The organism is Streptomyces sp. NPDC127177 (genome assembly GCF_042672475.1).
Taxonomy (GTDB): Bacteria; Actinomycetota; Actinomycetes; order Streptomycetales; family Streptomycetaceae; genus Streptomyces.
In genome coordinates this window covers 100,478-116,965 of sequence record NZ_JBHXUW010000005.1, presented here as the reverse complement: position 1 = coordinate 116,965, position 16,488 = coordinate 100,478, and the positions used below count along the sequence as shown (strand labels likewise).

Sequence of the window (16,488 nt, the reverse complement as noted above, 5' to 3'; positions counted from 1 at the left end):
CCGAGCCACTACTTCCGAGGTGTCCGTGTTCACCGACCTTCCCCTCGCAGACCTCAGGACCCACCGCTACGACGGCGCCGAGCCCGCCGACTTCGACGCGTTCTGGGAGAGGACGCTGCGGCAGGCCCGCCGCGCGGCCGCCCCGCCGGTGCTGCGCCCCGTGGTGACCGGCATGGTGCACGTCGAAACCTACGACGTCACGTTCTCGGGCTTCGACGGCCAGCCGGTCCGGGCCTGGCTCTGGCTGCCCAAAGGGGTCCGGCGACCGCTGCCCGCGGTGGTGGAGTACCTGGGCTACGGATGCGCCCGGGGCGAGGTGCTCCGGCCCACGCTGTGGTCCTCGCTCGGTTACGCACACCTGCTGATGGACAACCGGGGCCAGTCCACCCACTACGGCTGCGCGGACACACCGGACGGTGACATCCCCCCACAGGTGGGCGGTGTCATGACACGCGGCGTCGCACGGCCCCACGACCACTACTACCGAAGGCTGTTCACCGACGCGGTACGGGCCGTCGACACCGTGGCCGGACTCGACGACGTCGACCCCGGCCGGATCGTCGTCAAGGGCGGCAGCCAGGGCGGCGCCCTCGCCCTCGCGGCGTCGGGGCTGCACGACGGCATCGCGGGCGCCTGCGTCGACGTGCCCTTCCTGTGCCATGTCAGGCGGGCCACGCAGATCACCGACGCGTATCCCTACCGTGAGATCACCGACTACCTACGGGCCCGCAGGGATGCGGTGGAGCAGGTCTTCCACACGTTCTCCTACCTCGACGGCGCCAACTTCGCGGCGCGTGCCGCAGCTCCGGTGCGGTTCTCCGCCGGGCTGATGGACCCGGTCTGCCCGCCGTCCACCGTCTTCGCCGCCTTCCACCGCTGGGGCGAGAGGGCCGGGAGCAGCCCCGACAAGGACATCCGGGTGTGGGAGTACAGCGAGCACGAGGGCGGCGGCGATCACCAGACCGCCGAACACGCCGACTTCATCGCCCGCGTGACGGCACCGGGGCCCGCCTGAGCGACAGCGTCCGCAGCACGGCGCGAGCCGCACCCCCACCGGGACCGCCGGCCGTCCCGCTGCTGCCGACAACCACACCGACGCCACACCGAACCCCGCAGGAGCCCAGCCATGACGGAGATCACCCGCCGCGCCTTTCACGCCCTCGCCCTGCTGCCCGCCGGAGCCGCGGCGCTCGCAGCCGTCCCCGCGGCGGCGACCGGGACCACCGCGGAGAACAAGGGGAGGGGACGACCCGGGGACGACTTCAGGTCCGGCCTCCAGGACCTGCTGGACCTGCACGGTGTCCCCACCGACGCCTACCCCCACGCCCTCAACCTCTTCTGCGACCTCGGCGCCTGGCACGCCTACGGCATACCCGGGGCCACGGACACCGCGCAGCTCGGCGGGTTCAGCGGCCCGCTGTACCTCGCCGAGGAATTCCCCTGGTACCTCAGCCGGGCGTTCAGCGTCCTCGCGCTGACCGACGAGCGGACCGGGGCGACGGTCGACCTCTCCCGGGACCCGGCACCCGAACTGCACAGTGCGCCCGGCATCCTGACCCAGTCGTACGCCGTGGACGGTCTGCGGATCACCCTCGACCTCCGGTACGCCACGAACCGCACCGCGCTCATCCGGGCGACCGTACGCAACGAGGGAAGCCGCCCGCGCACCCTGCGCGCCCGATGGACCGGTGAACTGCTGCGCCACGACACCGAACCGATCCGAAGCGCACCCTCGCTGGTGAGGACCACCACCGGTGTCGCTGTCACCTTCGCGGAGGTCCGCCTCCACAAGGACTACCTCACCACCACGCAGACCCGTTTCGAGGCCGTCCGGTCCGTGCCCGTGGACACGGTGGTGGACGGCGACGCGTACCTCCAGACCGCCCTCCACGCCACCACGGTTCCGCCCGGCCACGAGACCCACCTGGCCTGGACCGAGAGCTACACGTTCACGGACGCCGAGGCCGCCGCGGCGCACGGCGACGCGCACGCGGCGCTCTCCGGGCCCCGGCACGTCGTGGACCGCGCCGACGAGCGCTGGCGCACGTACCTGCGGCGCGCCCTGGACGGCATCGCACCCGACCGCCGCCGGGCCGGCGCCAAGGCGGTCCAGACGGTCGTGAGCAACTGGCGCAGCCCGGCGGGAGCGCTCCTGTCCGACGGGGTCACCGGTGCCATCACGGCCGGCACCTTCGCCACCGGGCTGTGGGCCTGGGACGCCTGGAAGACGGCCGTCACCGTCGCCCTGTTCGACCCGCAGCTGGGCGCGTCCACGGCCGAGTCCGTGTTCGACCACCAGATCACCGCCGCGCACCCGACACGTCCCTGGGACGCGGGGATGATTCCCGACGTGGTCTTCTACAACGACCCCGAGCACGGCGGGAAGCTGTGGAACGAGCGCAACTCCAAGCCCCCGCTGGCTTCCTGGGCGTGCTGGCGGGTGTACGAACGCGGCGCGGACCTCGCGTTCCTGCGCCGCATGTACCCGAAACTGCTGGCGCACCACGACTGGTGGTACCGCAACCGCGACCACGACCGCGACGGACTCGCCGAGTACGGGTCCACTCTCGACCCGGCCAACGACAGCACCGAGGAACGCAGAGCCGCCGCAAGCTGGGAGAGCGGCATGGACAACGCCCCGCGGTTCGACGACGCCGGCGTCGTCACCACCACCGACCCGCACGGCAGGCCCATCGGCTACAGCCTCACCCAGGCGTCGGTGGACCTCAACTCCTACCTCTACGCGGAGAAGCGCGCCCTGGCCCGGATCTCCGGGGCCCTCGGAAGGCACCGGGAGGCAACTGCCTTCGACCGGGAAGCGGACCGCGTGCGCGAGGACGTCCGCACCCGTATGTACGACCCGGCCACCGGCTGGTTCTACGACCTGGGCCCCGAGGGGCGTCCGGTCACGTCGGCCGGCAAGGGCATAGAGGGCGTGATCCCGCTGTGGACGGGATTGGCCTCGGCCCGCCAGGCGGCCGGAGTACGCGCCGCGCTGACGGACCCGGACCAGTTCGCCACGCCCCTCCCGCTGCCGACGGTGTCACGGCAGAGCCCGGACTTCGACCCCACGGAACCGGCCTACTGGCGCGGCCCGGTCTGGTTCGACCAGTTCCTGTTCGCGGTCAGCGGGCTGCGGGCCTACGGCTACCACCGGGACGCCGCAGCACTCACGGAGACCGCGCTGGAGCACGCCGAGGGGCTGCTCGGGGACGCCCCGATCCGGGAGAACTACAACCCACTGACCGGAGCCGGTCAGAAGACCACCAACTTCACGTGGTCCGCGACGGCCCTGCTCGAACTGTTGCGGGGCGGCATCACCCGTAACGACTGACCGGGACGACGGGCCCGCCGTCTCCGCGGCCGGGCCCGTGCGGCTCGGCCGTGCCCGGGTCGGGCGCGGCACCCCGGCTTCTGATGTGCCGGGTCAGCGGGGGTGCTCTCCGTGCGAGCGGAAGGGAGTCGTACGAGGTGCCGGGGGCGATGCCCGGAATGACGTGTTCTCCGCCCGGTCACCGACTGTCGGCCTCCTGATACGAGTGCCGTCGGCCTGTGCTGGGGTCGGCGATGTTGTGGAAGCCGCGCTCCTCCCAGAAGCCGCGCCGGTCCTGGGTCATGTATTCAATCGCCCGAAGCCATTTGGGCCCCTTGTAGCCGTAGAGGTGCGGAACGACCAGGCGCAGCGGAAAGCCGTGTTCGGCGGTGAGGGGCTCGCCGTTGTGGTGGGTAGCCATGAGGGTCGAGTCGGAAGTGAAGTCGGCCAGGCGGAGATTCGCGCTGTATCCGTATTCGGCCCACGCCATGACATGCGATACGTCGGCCGCGGGCGGGGCGAGGTCCAGGAGTACGGATGCGGGCACGCCGAAGAACTCGTGGCCGATGGTGCTGGTTCCCGAGGCGCAGTGCAGGTCCGCGAGCACGGTGACTCTCGGCAGGGCAGCGAGATCTTCGTAGGTCCAGGAGTACTTCTCTCCGCTCCTGGTGGCGCCGAAGACCTGGAGTGTCCAACGGTCCGGGCGGAAGCGGGGTACGGGCCCGTAGTGCGAGACGGGCCAGCCCTTCGCCAGACGCTGGCCCGGCGGCAGCATGCCTTGCTCCATCACGCAGCTCTCTATCTCGCTATATGCAGATGCAAGGCGAAACTCTACGACAGGCTCATAGAAGGGCCTCGAACCAGCGGTGCGGGCTCGCATGCACCATCGCCGGGCGGCCTCTGCCGCCCTTCCCCGCGTCCCCGCGTCCCACCGACCGGTGCCGTTCGCACACCTCCTCGGGGCCGGAGCCCGGAGGCCGGAGGCCGCTCCGGCCCCGGGCCGGCCTTCGACGTCATGACGCACCCGGCGTCGTCCTGATGCGCCACGGACCAGCGGGAGGCGCAGAAGCAAGCCGAGCGGCGTCAATGGCCTGGCAGAAGTGAAGGTTCTTCACCGAGGAGACCAATCCCGCAAGCCCGCTCCAACGAATCACCTGCATGGAGAGCGGGTGGCCCGGTCTCCTCACCGGAAGGCGTCCCCATGCTCACCTTGACTCTGATCGGCCTGCTCGGAGGGCTGATCACGGCTGTCTCGCCGTGCATCCTGCCCGTCCTGCCGGTCGTGTTCCTGGCCGGCGGGCCGGGCACCGAGAGGCAGCCGCAGCCGACCGCGGAGTCCCGGCGGCAGGAGGCGCCGACTTCCGGCGACGTCCTCACCGCGCCCGCTCCTGCCGGTACTCCGCCGAGCCGCAACAGGCGACCGTACGCCGTGGTGGCCGGTCTGGTCCTGAGCTTCAGCTTCTTCACGCTCCTGGGCGTGACACTGCTGACCGCGCTGGGGCTTCCGCAGGACATCCTGCGGTACATCGGTCTGACCCTGCTGGTGCTGATCGGCCTAGGCCTGATCTTCCCGCCGATCGAACGGCTGCTGGAAAAGCCCTTCGCAGGGATCCCGCAGCGGCAGGTCAACAAGGAAGGTGGCGCCTTCGTCCTGGGTCTGGGACTGGGGCTGCTGTACGTGCCGTGTGCGGGCCCGGTCCTCGCCGCGATCACGGTGGCCGGCGCACGCGGGCACATCAACGCCGACATCGTCGCCCTGACGGTGTCCTTCGCCGTCGGCACCGCGATCCCGCTGCTGATCTTCGCGCTGGCCGGACGCCGGGTGGCCGAGCGGGTGGCGGCGTTCCGCACCCGGGCACGCAAGCTGCGCATCGCCGCCGGGCTGCTGATGGTCGTCCTGGCCTTCGCACTGGCCTTCAACATCACCGACACCATCCAGCGGGCCCTGCCCGACTACACATCGGCGGCCCAGAAGAAGATCGAGGACAGCGACACCGCCCGCCAGCAACTGTCGGGCCTCTACGACAACTCCAACAAGGAACTCTCGCGCTGCGAGGACGGCGTGGACGAACTGCGCTCCTGCGGCAGGGCCCCCGCCATCGACGGCATCGCCAAGTGGCTCAACACCCCCGGCGGCGCACCCGTCGACCTGGCACAGCAGCACGGGAAGGTCGTGCTGATCGATTTCTGGACGTACTCCTGTATCAACTGCCAGCGGAGTCTGCCGCACATCGAGACGTGGAACGCCGCGTACAAGGCGGCGGGACTCGAAGTGATCGGCGTGCACTCGCCGGAGTTCCCCTTCGAGAAGAACGCGGGAAACGTGGCCGACCAGGCGAAGAAGCTCGGCGTGAGCTATCCGGTCGCCCTGGACAACGATCTGACGACCTGGGACAACTACCGCAACCGGTTCTGGCCCGCCAAGTACCTCATCGACGCACACGGCACGGTGCGGTACTTCAAGTTCGGCGAGGGGCAGTACGACCGGACCGAGGACCTCATCCGGACCCTCCTCAAGCAGGCGAACCCGAAGGTCGAGCTCCCGCCCAGGACCGGTCAGAAGGCCGATGACCTGACCGCTGACCGCACCCCGGAGACCTACCTCAGCAATCTCCGCATCCGTAACTACGTGGGCACCCCCCTCGTCGACGACAAGGCGACCGACTACCGTTTCCCGGCGGACATCCCTCGCAACTCCCTCTCGCTGGAAGGTACCTGGACCGCGGGCTACGACCACTTCACCGCTGGCGAGGACGCCAGGCTGGCCTTCACCTACCACGCGAAGAACGTCAACCTCGTCCTGTCCGGGGAGGGACCCGTAACGGTCCTGGTCAACGGCAGGGTCACCAAGACCGTCCAGGTGCACGGCACACCCTCCCTCTACTCCCTGGTCGACACCCCGAAGGCCGCTGACGCGAAACTCGAACTCCGCGTCGCTCCCGGGATCGAGGGCTATTCCTTCACCTTCGGATAGGTGGATCACCGGCGGGGGAGGGGAAGGACCCGGTCGACCATGCCCGGGTCACGACACGTGCTCCCGCCCGCTCTCAACCGTCTTCCGAGATGAAGCCGGCCAGCGCGGCGGCGACGGCATCGGGCTGTTCATCGGGGATGAAGTGTCCTGCATCCGGCACGACGATCCCCGTGGCGTGGGCGGCCCAAGGCCTGATGGAAGCTGCCATGTCGGGGATGGAGCCGTGACTGCTGGAGATCCCGAGGACCGGGACCGTCAGGTGCTGCTGCTCCAGCGCCTCGTGGTTCTTCCGCGCCGACTCGGCGGCGTCCCGGTAGTAGGCCAGGGAGGCACGCAGACCGCCTCCGGCGGCCACGGACGCGGCGTAATACTCGATTTCGGCGTCGTCGAAGGTGTCGGAGGAGAGGGTCTTGACCTTCAGGAACCAGCCGACGTACTCCCGTTCGCGGCCGGTGAGCAGTGTCTCGGGCAGACCGGGCACGAGATGGAAGGCGAAGTGCCAGGTCTTCCACGCCTGTTCGGGGTCGGTCGGGACGGCGTCAGGGAGTGTGATGCCCGGGATGCCCGCGTCGAGCAGTGCCAGGCCACGCAACTGGCTCCGGTACTTCAGGGCGAGGGAGAAGGCGACCCACGCGCCGATGTCGTGGGCGACCAGCCAGTACGTCGGGACTCCGAGCGCCTTGACCGCGGCGTGGACGTGCCCGGCGACCGTGTGCGTGTCGTAGCTGATGTCAGGGCGTTCGGAGTGTCCCTGGCCCGGCAGGTCGATCGCGATGACTCGGAACCGGTCGGCCAGGGTCGGCATCACCCTGCGCCATGCCCACCAGGTCTGCGGGAACCCGGCGAGCAGCACGACGGCTGGACCGTCGGGCCGGCCGCCCTCGACCGCGTGAAGCCGGACGCCGCCCGCGTCGGTCCATCGGTGGGTGAATCCGGTCAGGTCGGGCAGCGGCAGGTCGCGGACCGGGTTGCCCGGGACGCGGGGGGCGCTTGCGAGGTCATTCATGGTTCCCCTCCACTGGTGTGCGGTGTGTCGACGGTCCGCTGAAGGCCGTCCCGGTGGGTGATCGGCGCCGTGAGAGCACGTATGCGGGATCGTCGGTGCTCCGCCGGCCATGGCGACGACGGAGACGGCGACGACGACGGCGAGGGCGGCGTGGGTGAACGCCATGGCGCCGACGCGAGCACGCGGTGTGCGTGGCGTTGCGCGGTGAGGTCTGCGAGGTATCCGGCCATGACCACGTCTTCACCCTAACCCATCTTGAACTGATTGGTTCATGATGAGATGATGGCCTTCACGGCGAAGGCGGAGCAGGAGGGAGGTGCGGTATGGCGGGCAGGAAGCAGTTCGACATCGCCACGGCGCTCGATGCCGCGATGATCCAGTTCTGGCGGGCCGGCTACGCGGACACCTCGGTGGACGACCTGTCCCGGGCCACCGGGCTCAACCGCAGCTCCATCTACTCCTCCTTCGGCGACAAGGACAGGCTCTTCCTGCGCTGTCTGGAGCGCTACACCACGCGCTACGGAGACAAGTACGACGCCGCGTTGTCCTGCGCGGCCGACCGGCCCCTGGCAGCCGCGCGGGCGTTCTTCGACGTCACCCTGGAACGCATCGCGGACCCAGGTCTGCCCGACGGGTGCCTGGTCGCCCAAACCGTCATGGCGACCCCGGTGCTGAGCGCGAGCGTCGCCTCGCGTGCACGCGAGGCGATCGGGTTCCAGCACACCCGGCTACGCGCCGCGCTGAAGGCCGGCCGACTGCACGACGAGGCGGCCGAGTCCTTCGCCACCCACCTTGCGGCCGTGAACCAGTCCCTCGCCGTCATGAGCAGAGCCGGAACGGACGCGGTGCAACTGCGCGCCATCGTCGACGTGACCCTCGACGCACTTGCGCGGACTCTCGGCGCGAACGACTGAACGGGGCGTTCCACCGGTACGACGGACGCCGGCGAAGTTGCCGGTCCCGCCGTCGCCGGATTCATGTCCCGCCTTGCTCCTCATCTCGTCGAAGTGGAGTGGAGCGGAGGGGGAGCGGGGTGGGGCCGGCGCAATCGGATTTTGACGGCCGCGCCCGCCACCCACTAGTTTCCGCCCGGAACACCAGGGGGAATCGGGGGATGCCACACATGGCACGTCTTACGCGTACGCGCATTCAAGCGGCCACCGCGACGGCTGTGCTCTGCACGCTGTTCGCGGGGAGCGCCTGTACCAACGGGGGCGCCCAGGACGACGGCAGGTCGCGTCCGGCCGGGCAGCCGGCGAAACTGACGAAGGTCTGGGAGGCGCCCTCCCTGCTGGGCCCGGACGGCAGCGGGACCGTCTGGACCGGCCAAGGCGTCCTTGTCCTGCGGGACGGGAGCGACCTGCGCGGATATGACGCGCGCTCGGGCAGGAAGCGGTGGACGCTGAAGGCGCCGAAGGGAACGAGCGGCGTCTGCGGAATGTCGGACCGGCCCAACGCGGCCGGGCTCGGCGGGCTGTTCTTCACCGCCGGGACGAAGGGCGGCTGCACGTACGCGGGCGCGGTGAACCTCGCGGACGGCGAGGTCAGGTGGGCCGAGCCCGTCGGCAAGCCGCAGGGCACGTCCGGATCGAACGACCTCAGTATCGGGGACGAGGCGCTCACCGTCACGCTCCACTGCTACGAGGTGAAGCAGTTCCGTCCGAGCGACGGCAAGCCGCTGGGGACACGGCTCAGGAGCGACGAGGCGTGCGCGCACGACGTGGACCACAACGGCACCCATCTCGCCGTTCGAGAGGCCCCGGCGGGGACCGCGAAGGAGCGAGTGCCGGGCTGGGTACCCGCCGACGACGGTGCCCCTGCCCACTTCGCGCTGTACCAGGGAGCGGACAGCAAGCCGGTATGGCGCACGAAGGCGGAGCGCGTCGGCGACCAGCTGAACGGGATCGTCTCCGACGACCCGCTGGCTCTGGATGTCACCCGGGAGGGTCATGACCTCATCCAGACGTACGACTCCGACGGCACGCCCGTGCACACCATCGGCAAGCAGTTCAAGCCCACCGCCTCTGACGGCCGGGCGAAGGTCGGCCCGTTCACCCAGGGGGACACACTGGTCGTGGGCTACGGGCGGGATCCCGCGCTGTACGCGTACGACCTGAGCACCGGAAAGGTGCGATGGAAGAAGCGCCAGGACGAGGCGGACGTCCTCGGCGTCTGGAAGGACAAGCTGCTGGCCGTACGGCAGATGCCCGACTCCGCAGGGCACAGTGTCCAGTGGCTCGTGACGTACGGGATGCGGGACGGCAAGGAGCGCACGATCGGCCGGATCGCGGAGGCCGGTGTGGAGACGCAGACGTTCGCGGCCTGGGACGACGAACGGATATATCTGAGCCGCCCGGACCGGTCGGGCAAGGCCGGCATCATCGCGTATCCGCTGCCGAGCTCGGGCGGTGACACCCGGCAGTACGCTCCCGAGCCGGAGGCGGGCGACACCGCCGGCCACGGCTGGCGCGAGGGCGACCTGCGTCCCGACGAGGTCGTGAACGCGTGCGAGGCCGTGTCGCCCACGGCGCGGAAGGCGATGCGCGTGTACCGCGAGGGCATGCCGCCTCCCGTCGACTGCGCCTGGGAGGAACGGGACGCACCCCGGCACGCGAACCGGGAACTGGAGGTGGCGGTTACCGCGTACGAGCCGGACCGGGGCGGAGCGTCCGGCTCCGATTCGTCGTCCGGGAGTTCGCACGAGCCGACGCCCGCGGTCACGGTGGCCGCCAAGGCGTACCGCGAGGCCGGACAAGGGAAAACCAGGAACGAGGACGACGACGACAAGGTTCTCGCCGCGGGCCACCCGCTGAAGGGCCTGGGCGACGAGGCGAAGTCGAGCGCGTCCGGCTCGGTGCGGGGCAGCGCGTCCAGCGCCGACATCCTGGTCCGCTACCGCAACGTGACCGTGCGGGTGAAGGCCCGGACGGAGGCGCTGTCGCCCGCCTTGAGCGGTGAGGTGCCGCCGCGACACGAGGTGGAGACAGCGGCGCGGGTGGCGGCCGCCGATGTGCTGGAGCGGCTCGGCGCCGATGTGCCCGCGTCCGTGAGGCGTCCCGCGAAACCCGCCGGGGGCGGGACCACCGTGGTCAAGCCGGTCTGTGCCCGGCTGGGTTCCGAGGCGGCCGGGCTGGTACCCGGCGCCGTCGCGCTGGACACCACACCCGGGGGCGGGGCCGACGGTCGCGTCACCGGCTGCGACTGGGAGCCGCGGGAGGACCTGTCGCCGAGCCTGACCGTACGGGTCGAGGCAGTGCCCGAATCCCCGCTGACCGGGGACGGTGCGACGGAACTGGCCCGAGCGGAGATCGCATCGGTGGACGGCGCCGAGGTTTCCGGCATCGGGGACGAGGCCCGCATCGAGCGGGACACCTACCGGAGCCGGGACGCGATGAACCGCGATCACACGTTGACCGTCCGCAAGGGCAACCTGGTGGTGTTCGTCGACTACCAGCGCTGGCAGGAACAGTCCGGTTCCCGGCTCGACGCGGACGTCCAGCGGGTGGCGCGGCGGGTGCTGAGCGAGTACTGACCAAGTGCCCTCATCCGGAAGCCCCGGAAGACGCGGTGGCCTGCCCCCTCTCCACCCGGACGTCCGACTGCGTGAGCGGGCAGGGTGCGGGAGCGGGCCGGTGCCACCGGCCACAGCCCGCCGTGACGGCCCGCTGTCGGAGGCGGCTTGTACCCTGCACTCATTCGACGATCGGACGATCACGGGTACGGGCGTGCGGGCACGGGGCAGGCGTCCAGGGGCGGGAACGCGGGGCTTCGATGAGTGACACACGTCCGATACGCAGCCGCAGACCGGGCCTCCCGGCCGGTGTGTACGTCATCGTCGGGATCGTCCTCGCCGCGATCGGGGCCGTCGGCGCCTGGCTCCAGCACGACGCTCCCGGCCGGAGCGCGGAGCCGCGCACGGAGTTCACCGCGAACAACCCGCCCGTCGGCCTGCCCACCGCGCTCACCACCGGCCAGCACCTCCACTGGTCCCGCTGCACCGCGCCGCCCACCGCGCGCACGGGCTACGACTGCGCCACCATGAAGGTCCCCCTCAACTACCGGAAAGCGGACGGCAGAACGATCGACGTCGCTCTGATCCGCCGCAAGGCCACCGGCCCGAACGCCCGGCGCATCGGCTCGCTCGTCCTCAACTTCGGCGGCCCCGGCGTCTCCGGCGTGAGCGGACTGCCCGGACTCCTCAACCAGTACAAGCCGCTCCTCGACCGCTACGACCTGGTCTCCTTCGACCCGCGCGGCGTTGGCGCGACCATCCCCGTGCGCTGCGGGAAGACTGCCGACGACACCGGCTACGACGGGGCCGACGCCTGCGCCGAGCACTCCGGGGCACTCCTGCCGTACATCGGCACCTCGCACACCGCCCGCGACCTTGAGCTGATGCGCTACCTCCTCGGCGACGAGCGGCTGCACTACTTCGGCGTGTCGTACGGAACGGCGCTCGGCGCGGCCTACGCCCACCTGTACCCGTCGCACGTCGGACGGCTCGTCCTCGAAGCGTCCGTCGACCCGACCGAGGACCGCGACGAGAAGCAGGTGTCGCAGGTCAAGGCGGTCCAGGCGGCGTTCGACCGGTTCGCTGTGCACTGCGCGGCCCGTATCCGCCACTGCCCGACCGGCGACGGGCCGGAGGAGGCCGCGCGACGCATGGCGCGGCTGGCCGACCGCCTGGAGAAGAAGCCCGCCCCGGCAGGCGGCGGGCGGAACCTCGACGCCGACGACCTCGCGTACGCCGTCAGTGACCATCTCGACCTCGGCACGGACGGCTGGTCGCCGCTCGCCAAGGCCCTCACCGCGCTGATCGACCACAACGACGCCCGTCCCCTGAGCAAGGTCGCCGACGACAGCGGCTCCGCCGACCGCGAGGCGCCCCCGCGAGACAGCAGCCGCGCCGCCCTGGTCGCGATCACCTGCGCGGACTCCAGCCTGCGCCCCGGCTTCGGACGCCTCGACAGGGACGAGGCCCGCATCAAAGCCGCCTCACCCGTCTTCGGTGCGGCCTGGTCCATCGGCGTCTACCTCTGCTACGACTGGCCGTTCGACGGCGAGCGCGCCACGCCCCAGGTGGACGCCGACGGCGCGGCGCCCGTTCTGGTGGTCGGCGGCACCGGCGACCCGACCACCCCTTACCCAGGCGCCCGCCACATGGCCCGAGCCCTGGGCGACGGTGTCGGCGTGCTCCTGACGGCCGAGGAGGAGGGCCACGGCACATACCCGCAGAACCGCTGCGTCATGGAGACGGTCGACCGATACCTCCGCACGGGCCGTACCCCGGCCCCGGGGACGGTGTGCCGGGGCAGCATGTCCTGAGGCCGTACGGATCCGCCGGCCGGACCGTCAGCACACCGGTTCGTCCGCAGGGGCCCGCCGTGCATGGTCCCGGCGCACCTCCACACCGCATGACGGGTTGCGACGTACCGCGCTGCCGACGGCGCGGACGGGCCGGGGCAGCCCGTGCCGTCGGAGGGCGAGAGGAGGACGACGAGCGCATCGACACGGCCCTGGCCTTCGCCGGGGCGGTCACGCCTTGTCAACGACCTTGGGCGGAGAGGGCTTCGGGACGATGGGGGCCGGGGCGTACTGGGCGGCCTGTGTGTCGAACATGGCCGCATACCGGCCACGTGCGGCCATGAGGGCGTCGTGCGTGCCGTGTTCGGCGAGGCGCCCTTGGCTGAGGACGTAGATGTGGTCGGCGTGCCGGACGCCGGACATGCGGTGGGTGACCAGGACGACGGCACGATGCGGGGCGGCGAGTCGGCGGATGCGGTCGAAGGCGGCGATCTCCGCTTCGGGGTCCAGGGCGGAGGTCGGTTCGTCGACGATGAGGACGCTGTCCTCCGACGATGTCGAGCTACGCCAGTGCGTGCGGGCCAGACCCACCTTCTGCCACTCCCCGCCGGAGAGTTCGATGGCTCCGCGGAACATGCGGCCGAGCATGCTGTCCAGGCCGTTGGGGAGTCTGGCGGTGACGGAACCGGCCCCGGCGTAGTCGACGGAGGCCTGCAGGTCGTGGACCGAGGCGTCGTGGCCGGGACGGCCGATGCGGACGTTCATCGCGGCCGTGACGGGCCAGCGCTGGAAGTCCTGGGTGAGAAGCGAGACCCGGTCGAAGACCTGGGAGCGCTCCAGCCCGGAGACATCGGCCTCACCCCACTTCACCGAGCCGTCGTGCGGCATCAGCAGACCGGAGAGGATCTTCATCAAGGTGCTCTTGCCGGAGCCGTTCTCGCCCACGACGGCGGTGACCGACCCCATCGGGAAGGTGAGCGTCACATCGTCCAGGGCCGGTGCGTCGCGGTCGGGATAGCGGTAGGTGACGTGTTCCAGAGAGACCTTCCCGACCTGTTCGGGGACGGGGCCGCCGGTCTGCGGGATGGCCCGTTGGGCGGCTTCGACGAGGAACTGTCCGTGGTCCCGGACGTAGAGCGACTCTTCGTGCAGCTGGTTGATGTTCATCACCAGGGCGCCCAGGCTCGCCGACCCGGTCCGTACCGCGATCACGGCAGTGCCGGCGACGGCGAGGCTCATGTGCCCGGCCATGACCAGCCAGATCATGCTGCCGTAGGTGGCGGCCATCGCCAGCCCGGACAGCGCGGATGCGACCCATTCGGTGATGGCCTTGCTCGATGCCAGACGTTCCTGTTCCGACTCCGCGCTCGCGGCCATGCGCCGGTACCGGTCGAGGAGGAAGGGACCGACGGCGTGGATACGTACCTCCTGGGCAGCCGTTCGCTCGGTGAGAAGGCTCCCGATGAGACGACTGGCCCGCACGTGCTCGATCCAGCTCATCATCGACACGTAGCGCTCCTGCGCCACCCGCATGGCGCCCCAGGCACGGGGAGCGGCGATGACCAGCAGCATCGGCAGCAGCGCCGGATGCAGGACGGTGAGGACACCCGCCGTCGCGATCAGCGAGATGCTGCTGTTCAGCGCGGAGACACAGGCACCGATCATGCGGCGCGCAGCGGCGGGCCCGTACTGGGCAATGTCGATCAGGCGGCGGAAGTCCGGATCGTCGATGGCTTCGAGTTCGACCGAGGTCGCGGCGGCCAGATACTGCGTGGTGGCGATCCGTTCCACCACCGGTTCGAGACGTCCCGCCCGCGATGTCGACCAACCGGCCAAGCCGGAGTTCACCACGGCGACGCCGGCGGCGGCGAGCAGGCCCGGTAACAGGGCGTGCAGCCGCTCGACAGCACCTCCGGCGCCCAGAAGGGCGTGCATGACCGCGTTGACGGCGAGCAGGCCGACGGCTGCGGCGATGCCCTGGCCGATTTCGCTGACCGCCACGGCCACGAGCGCGCGGCGATCCGCGTTCCAGGCCATCCGCAGGGTGGCCATGATGAGTCCGGGCATCTGGCGCAGCGCGGAGCGCATGGTCAGGTCCAGCCCCGCATGCTCGTGCTGGGACCAGCCCATGTCATAGCGCAGAGGCCCGCCGAAGAGTTCCTGTTCGGCGTCGGACACCTGCGGCTCCGCCATTTTCACCGGGCCGAAGAACCTTTTCACAGGGTGCCTCCTGAACCCGGCCGGTCCAGTGCTCCGTACGAGGGGCCTTCGGCGAGCAGCTGGAGGACGTCGGCGGTATGAGGGCGACAGCCGGACGAAGCGTGATGGTGGACGAAGCCGCAGGATTCCTGGCGACGTTGACGTGGTTGATGCGTCAGGTACCTCGTATCCGGTCGGGACCGGGTGGTGAGGAATCCGGCGCAGCCATCGACGCGGCGGGCGCACGCACCCGAGGACGCGGCGGAGCCTTCGAACACAGGATGAACAAGTGTGGGATGGGGCAGACGATGCATGGGCGCTCCCCTGGGCGTGATGCGGACAGGTGATCGGTTAACGGGGTCTTTCCTGTCGCCGTCACGGGTACGCAGGGGCGAAATCTAGAACCTGATTTCGAATAGCCGGTCGATCCTTGATGTGGCTTGGAGCGCTGTGTCGTGATCCTGCGTTCGACCACTCCTGTGGGTGTGGGTACCGCTTATGGGGGATTGCGGAGCACGGCCGGCCGCCAAGACCGCTCTCCAGGACGGCGAGTTCATCCGGGCCGGCTGAGGGAGTGGCAGGGGGAGCCGTGCCCGACCCACGGCCGGCTCTCCGCCCCCGCGGTGAGCGACCGATCCCGTGCTCAGGCATCCGAGGCCGACAGGCTTTCCTCCTCGGCCCGGCGAGCGACCGAATGGAGAGCGTCAGACCCTCGCACCACGCGCGATTCGGAACAGGACGTTCGGACGTAGTGGCCCTTCGGGCGCGGTGGGGTCATCGAAATCACCGGCCGCGTCACGGGTCATACCGATGCGGCGCATCACCGCTTGGGAACGGATGTTGGTAGCAGTCGTCACCGCAAGGATCTCTGGGAGTTCAAGAGTTTCGAAGCCGAAGGCCAAGCAGGCCATGGCGGCCTCGGTGGCGTAACCCCGGCCCCAGGCCGAACGCGCGAGCCTCCAACCGACCTCGACCCCCGTGAACGGCATGTCGTCATCCACCGGGTCCAAGCCCGCGAAGCCGATGAACTCGCCCGAGGCCTGCGATTGAACTGCCCACCATCCGTAGCCTCGCTCATCGAACTCGGCCTCGAACCGTGCCACGGAGGCATCGCTCTGTTCACGGGTGAGCAAGTCGCCCAGATGCTCCCGAACCTCGGGATCAGCATTCATCACCGCCCACGGTTCAAGGTCGGAGTCCTGCCATCGACGGAGCACCAGACGATCGGTGTGCAGTTCAGCCATGCTGCCCAGCCAACGAGAGCGCCGCCCCCGAGGCAATCCGTTTTCCTGGGGGAACCGCTACCGCCTCTCGTGAGGAGAGCGCGCGGCCGGCTCCGAGAGTGGATCCGGCCAACCGGTCACTTCGCGTCATCATCCGGTAACTGCCAGGCGCGACCGTGCGGGTTACGGATACATAGGAGGTCGGAACGGGGCCGAGTGTGATCCGGGGGCGGGGCGGGATGCTGACGATCAATGTGGGAGTGCTGCTCGCCGTCATCGTCCTGCTGCGGCTGCGCCGCCGCACGCATTCCCGGAGCCGGAACGACGAGAAGCTCACCGTGATCATCGTGCTCGCCCTCGGCGTAGTCATCGCCCCGACCCCGGTGGGTGAGGGCATCCTCGACTTCCTGCGCCAACTCACCTCCGGCATCACCGACTCCACCCGCTGAAACCCTCCCGGAGTGCGCCC

Annotated in this window: 11 protein-coding genes; 7 read left to right on the top strand and 4 right to left on the bottom strand. The window is 70.2% G+C overall.

Annotated features, from left to right (window positions below; genetic code table 11):
• Nucleotides 1-25: 25 nt before the first annotated feature.
• Entirely contained in the window at nucleotides 26-1,015 is a 990-nt protein-coding gene (locus tag ACFVJX_RS05870) for an acetylxylan esterase (RefSeq protein ID WP_384126923.1), read from the top strand.
• Nucleotides 1,016-1,126: 111 nt separating this feature from the next.
• Nucleotides 1,127-3,334 (top strand): trehalase family glycosidase, encoded by a 2,208-nt coding sequence (locus tag ACFVJX_RS05865; RefSeq protein ID WP_384126922.1) that lies wholly within the window; start codon nucleotides 1,127-1,129, stop codon nucleotides 3,332-3,334.
• Nucleotides 3,335-3,512: 178 nt separating this feature from the next.
• Here the strand turns inward: ACFVJX_RS05865 and ACFVJX_RS05860 are convergent, their stop codons facing one another.
• Nucleotides 3,513-4,100, bottom strand: coding sequence for a molybdopterin-dependent oxidoreductase (locus ACFVJX_RS05860; protein ID WP_384126921.1), 588 nt, complete (start codon nucleotides 4,098-4,100; stop codon nucleotides 3,513-3,515).
• 414 nt (nucleotides 4,101-4,514) lie between these two features.
• Between ACFVJX_RS05860 and ACFVJX_RS05855 the strand changes: the two genes are divergently transcribed.
• Nucleotides 4,515-6,287, top strand: a complete 1,773-nt coding sequence (locus ACFVJX_RS05855; protein ID WP_384126919.1) for a cytochrome c biogenesis protein CcdA — start codon at nucleotides 4,515-4,517, stop codon at nucleotides 6,285-6,287.
• Between the two features lie 73 nt (nucleotides 6,288-6,360).
• Here the strand turns inward: ACFVJX_RS05855 and ACFVJX_RS05850 are convergent, their stop codons facing one another.
• Nucleotides 6,361-7,293: an alpha/beta fold hydrolase gene (locus tag ACFVJX_RS05850; RefSeq protein ID WP_384126918.1), complete on the bottom strand. Its 933-nt coding sequence runs from the start codon at nucleotides 7,291-7,293 to the stop codon at nucleotides 6,361-6,363.
• A gap of 323 nt (nucleotides 7,294-7,616) precedes the next feature.
• Between ACFVJX_RS05850 and ACFVJX_RS05845 the strand changes: the two genes are divergently transcribed.
• The 3 genes from ACFVJX_RS05845 (at nucleotide 7,617) to ACFVJX_RS05835 (ending at nucleotide 12,618) form a co-directional block, all read left to right on the top strand.
• Entirely contained in the window at nucleotides 7,617-8,207 is a 591-nt protein-coding gene (locus ACFVJX_RS05845) for a TetR/AcrR family transcriptional regulator (protein WP_384126917.1), read from the top strand.
• A 209-nt stretch (nucleotides 8,208-8,416) separates the two neighbouring features.
• A complete protein-coding gene (locus tag ACFVJX_RS05840) occupies nucleotides 8,417-10,825 on the top strand; it encodes a PQQ-binding-like beta-propeller repeat protein (RefSeq protein WP_384126915.1) in 2,409 nt (802 codons plus the stop codon).
• Between the two features lie 239 nt (nucleotides 10,826-11,064).
• A complete protein-coding gene (locus tag ACFVJX_RS05835; protein ID WP_384126914.1) occupies nucleotides 11,065-12,618 on the top strand; it encodes an alpha/beta hydrolase in 1,554 nt (517 codons plus the stop codon).
• A 210-nt stretch (nucleotides 12,619-12,828) separates the two neighbouring features.
• On the opposite strand, the gene ACFVJX_RS05830 is transcribed toward ACFVJX_RS05835, so the two are convergent.
• A complete protein-coding gene (locus ACFVJX_RS05830; RefSeq protein ID WP_384126912.1) occupies nucleotides 12,829-14,817 on the bottom strand; it encodes an ABC transporter ATP-binding protein in 1,989 nt (662 codons plus the stop codon).
• A 683-nt stretch (nucleotides 14,818-15,500) separates the two neighbouring features.
• The gene (locus ACFVJX_RS05825) at nucleotides 15,501-16,040 is read right to left on the bottom strand and encodes a GNAT family N-acetyltransferase (protein WP_384126910.1); all 540 of its coding nucleotides are present in this window, start codon (nucleotides 16,038-16,040) and stop codon (nucleotides 15,501-15,503) included.
• Nucleotides 16,041-16,258: 218 nt separating this feature from the next.
• Here ACFVJX_RS05825 and ACFVJX_RS05820 point away from each other — a divergent pair, with 218 nt between their 5' ends.
• Nucleotides 16,259-16,468, top strand: coding sequence for a hypothetical protein (locus ACFVJX_RS05820; RefSeq protein ID WP_384126908.1), 210 nt, complete (start codon nucleotides 16,259-16,261; stop codon nucleotides 16,466-16,468).
• Nucleotides 16,469-16,488 lie beyond the last annotated feature (20 nt).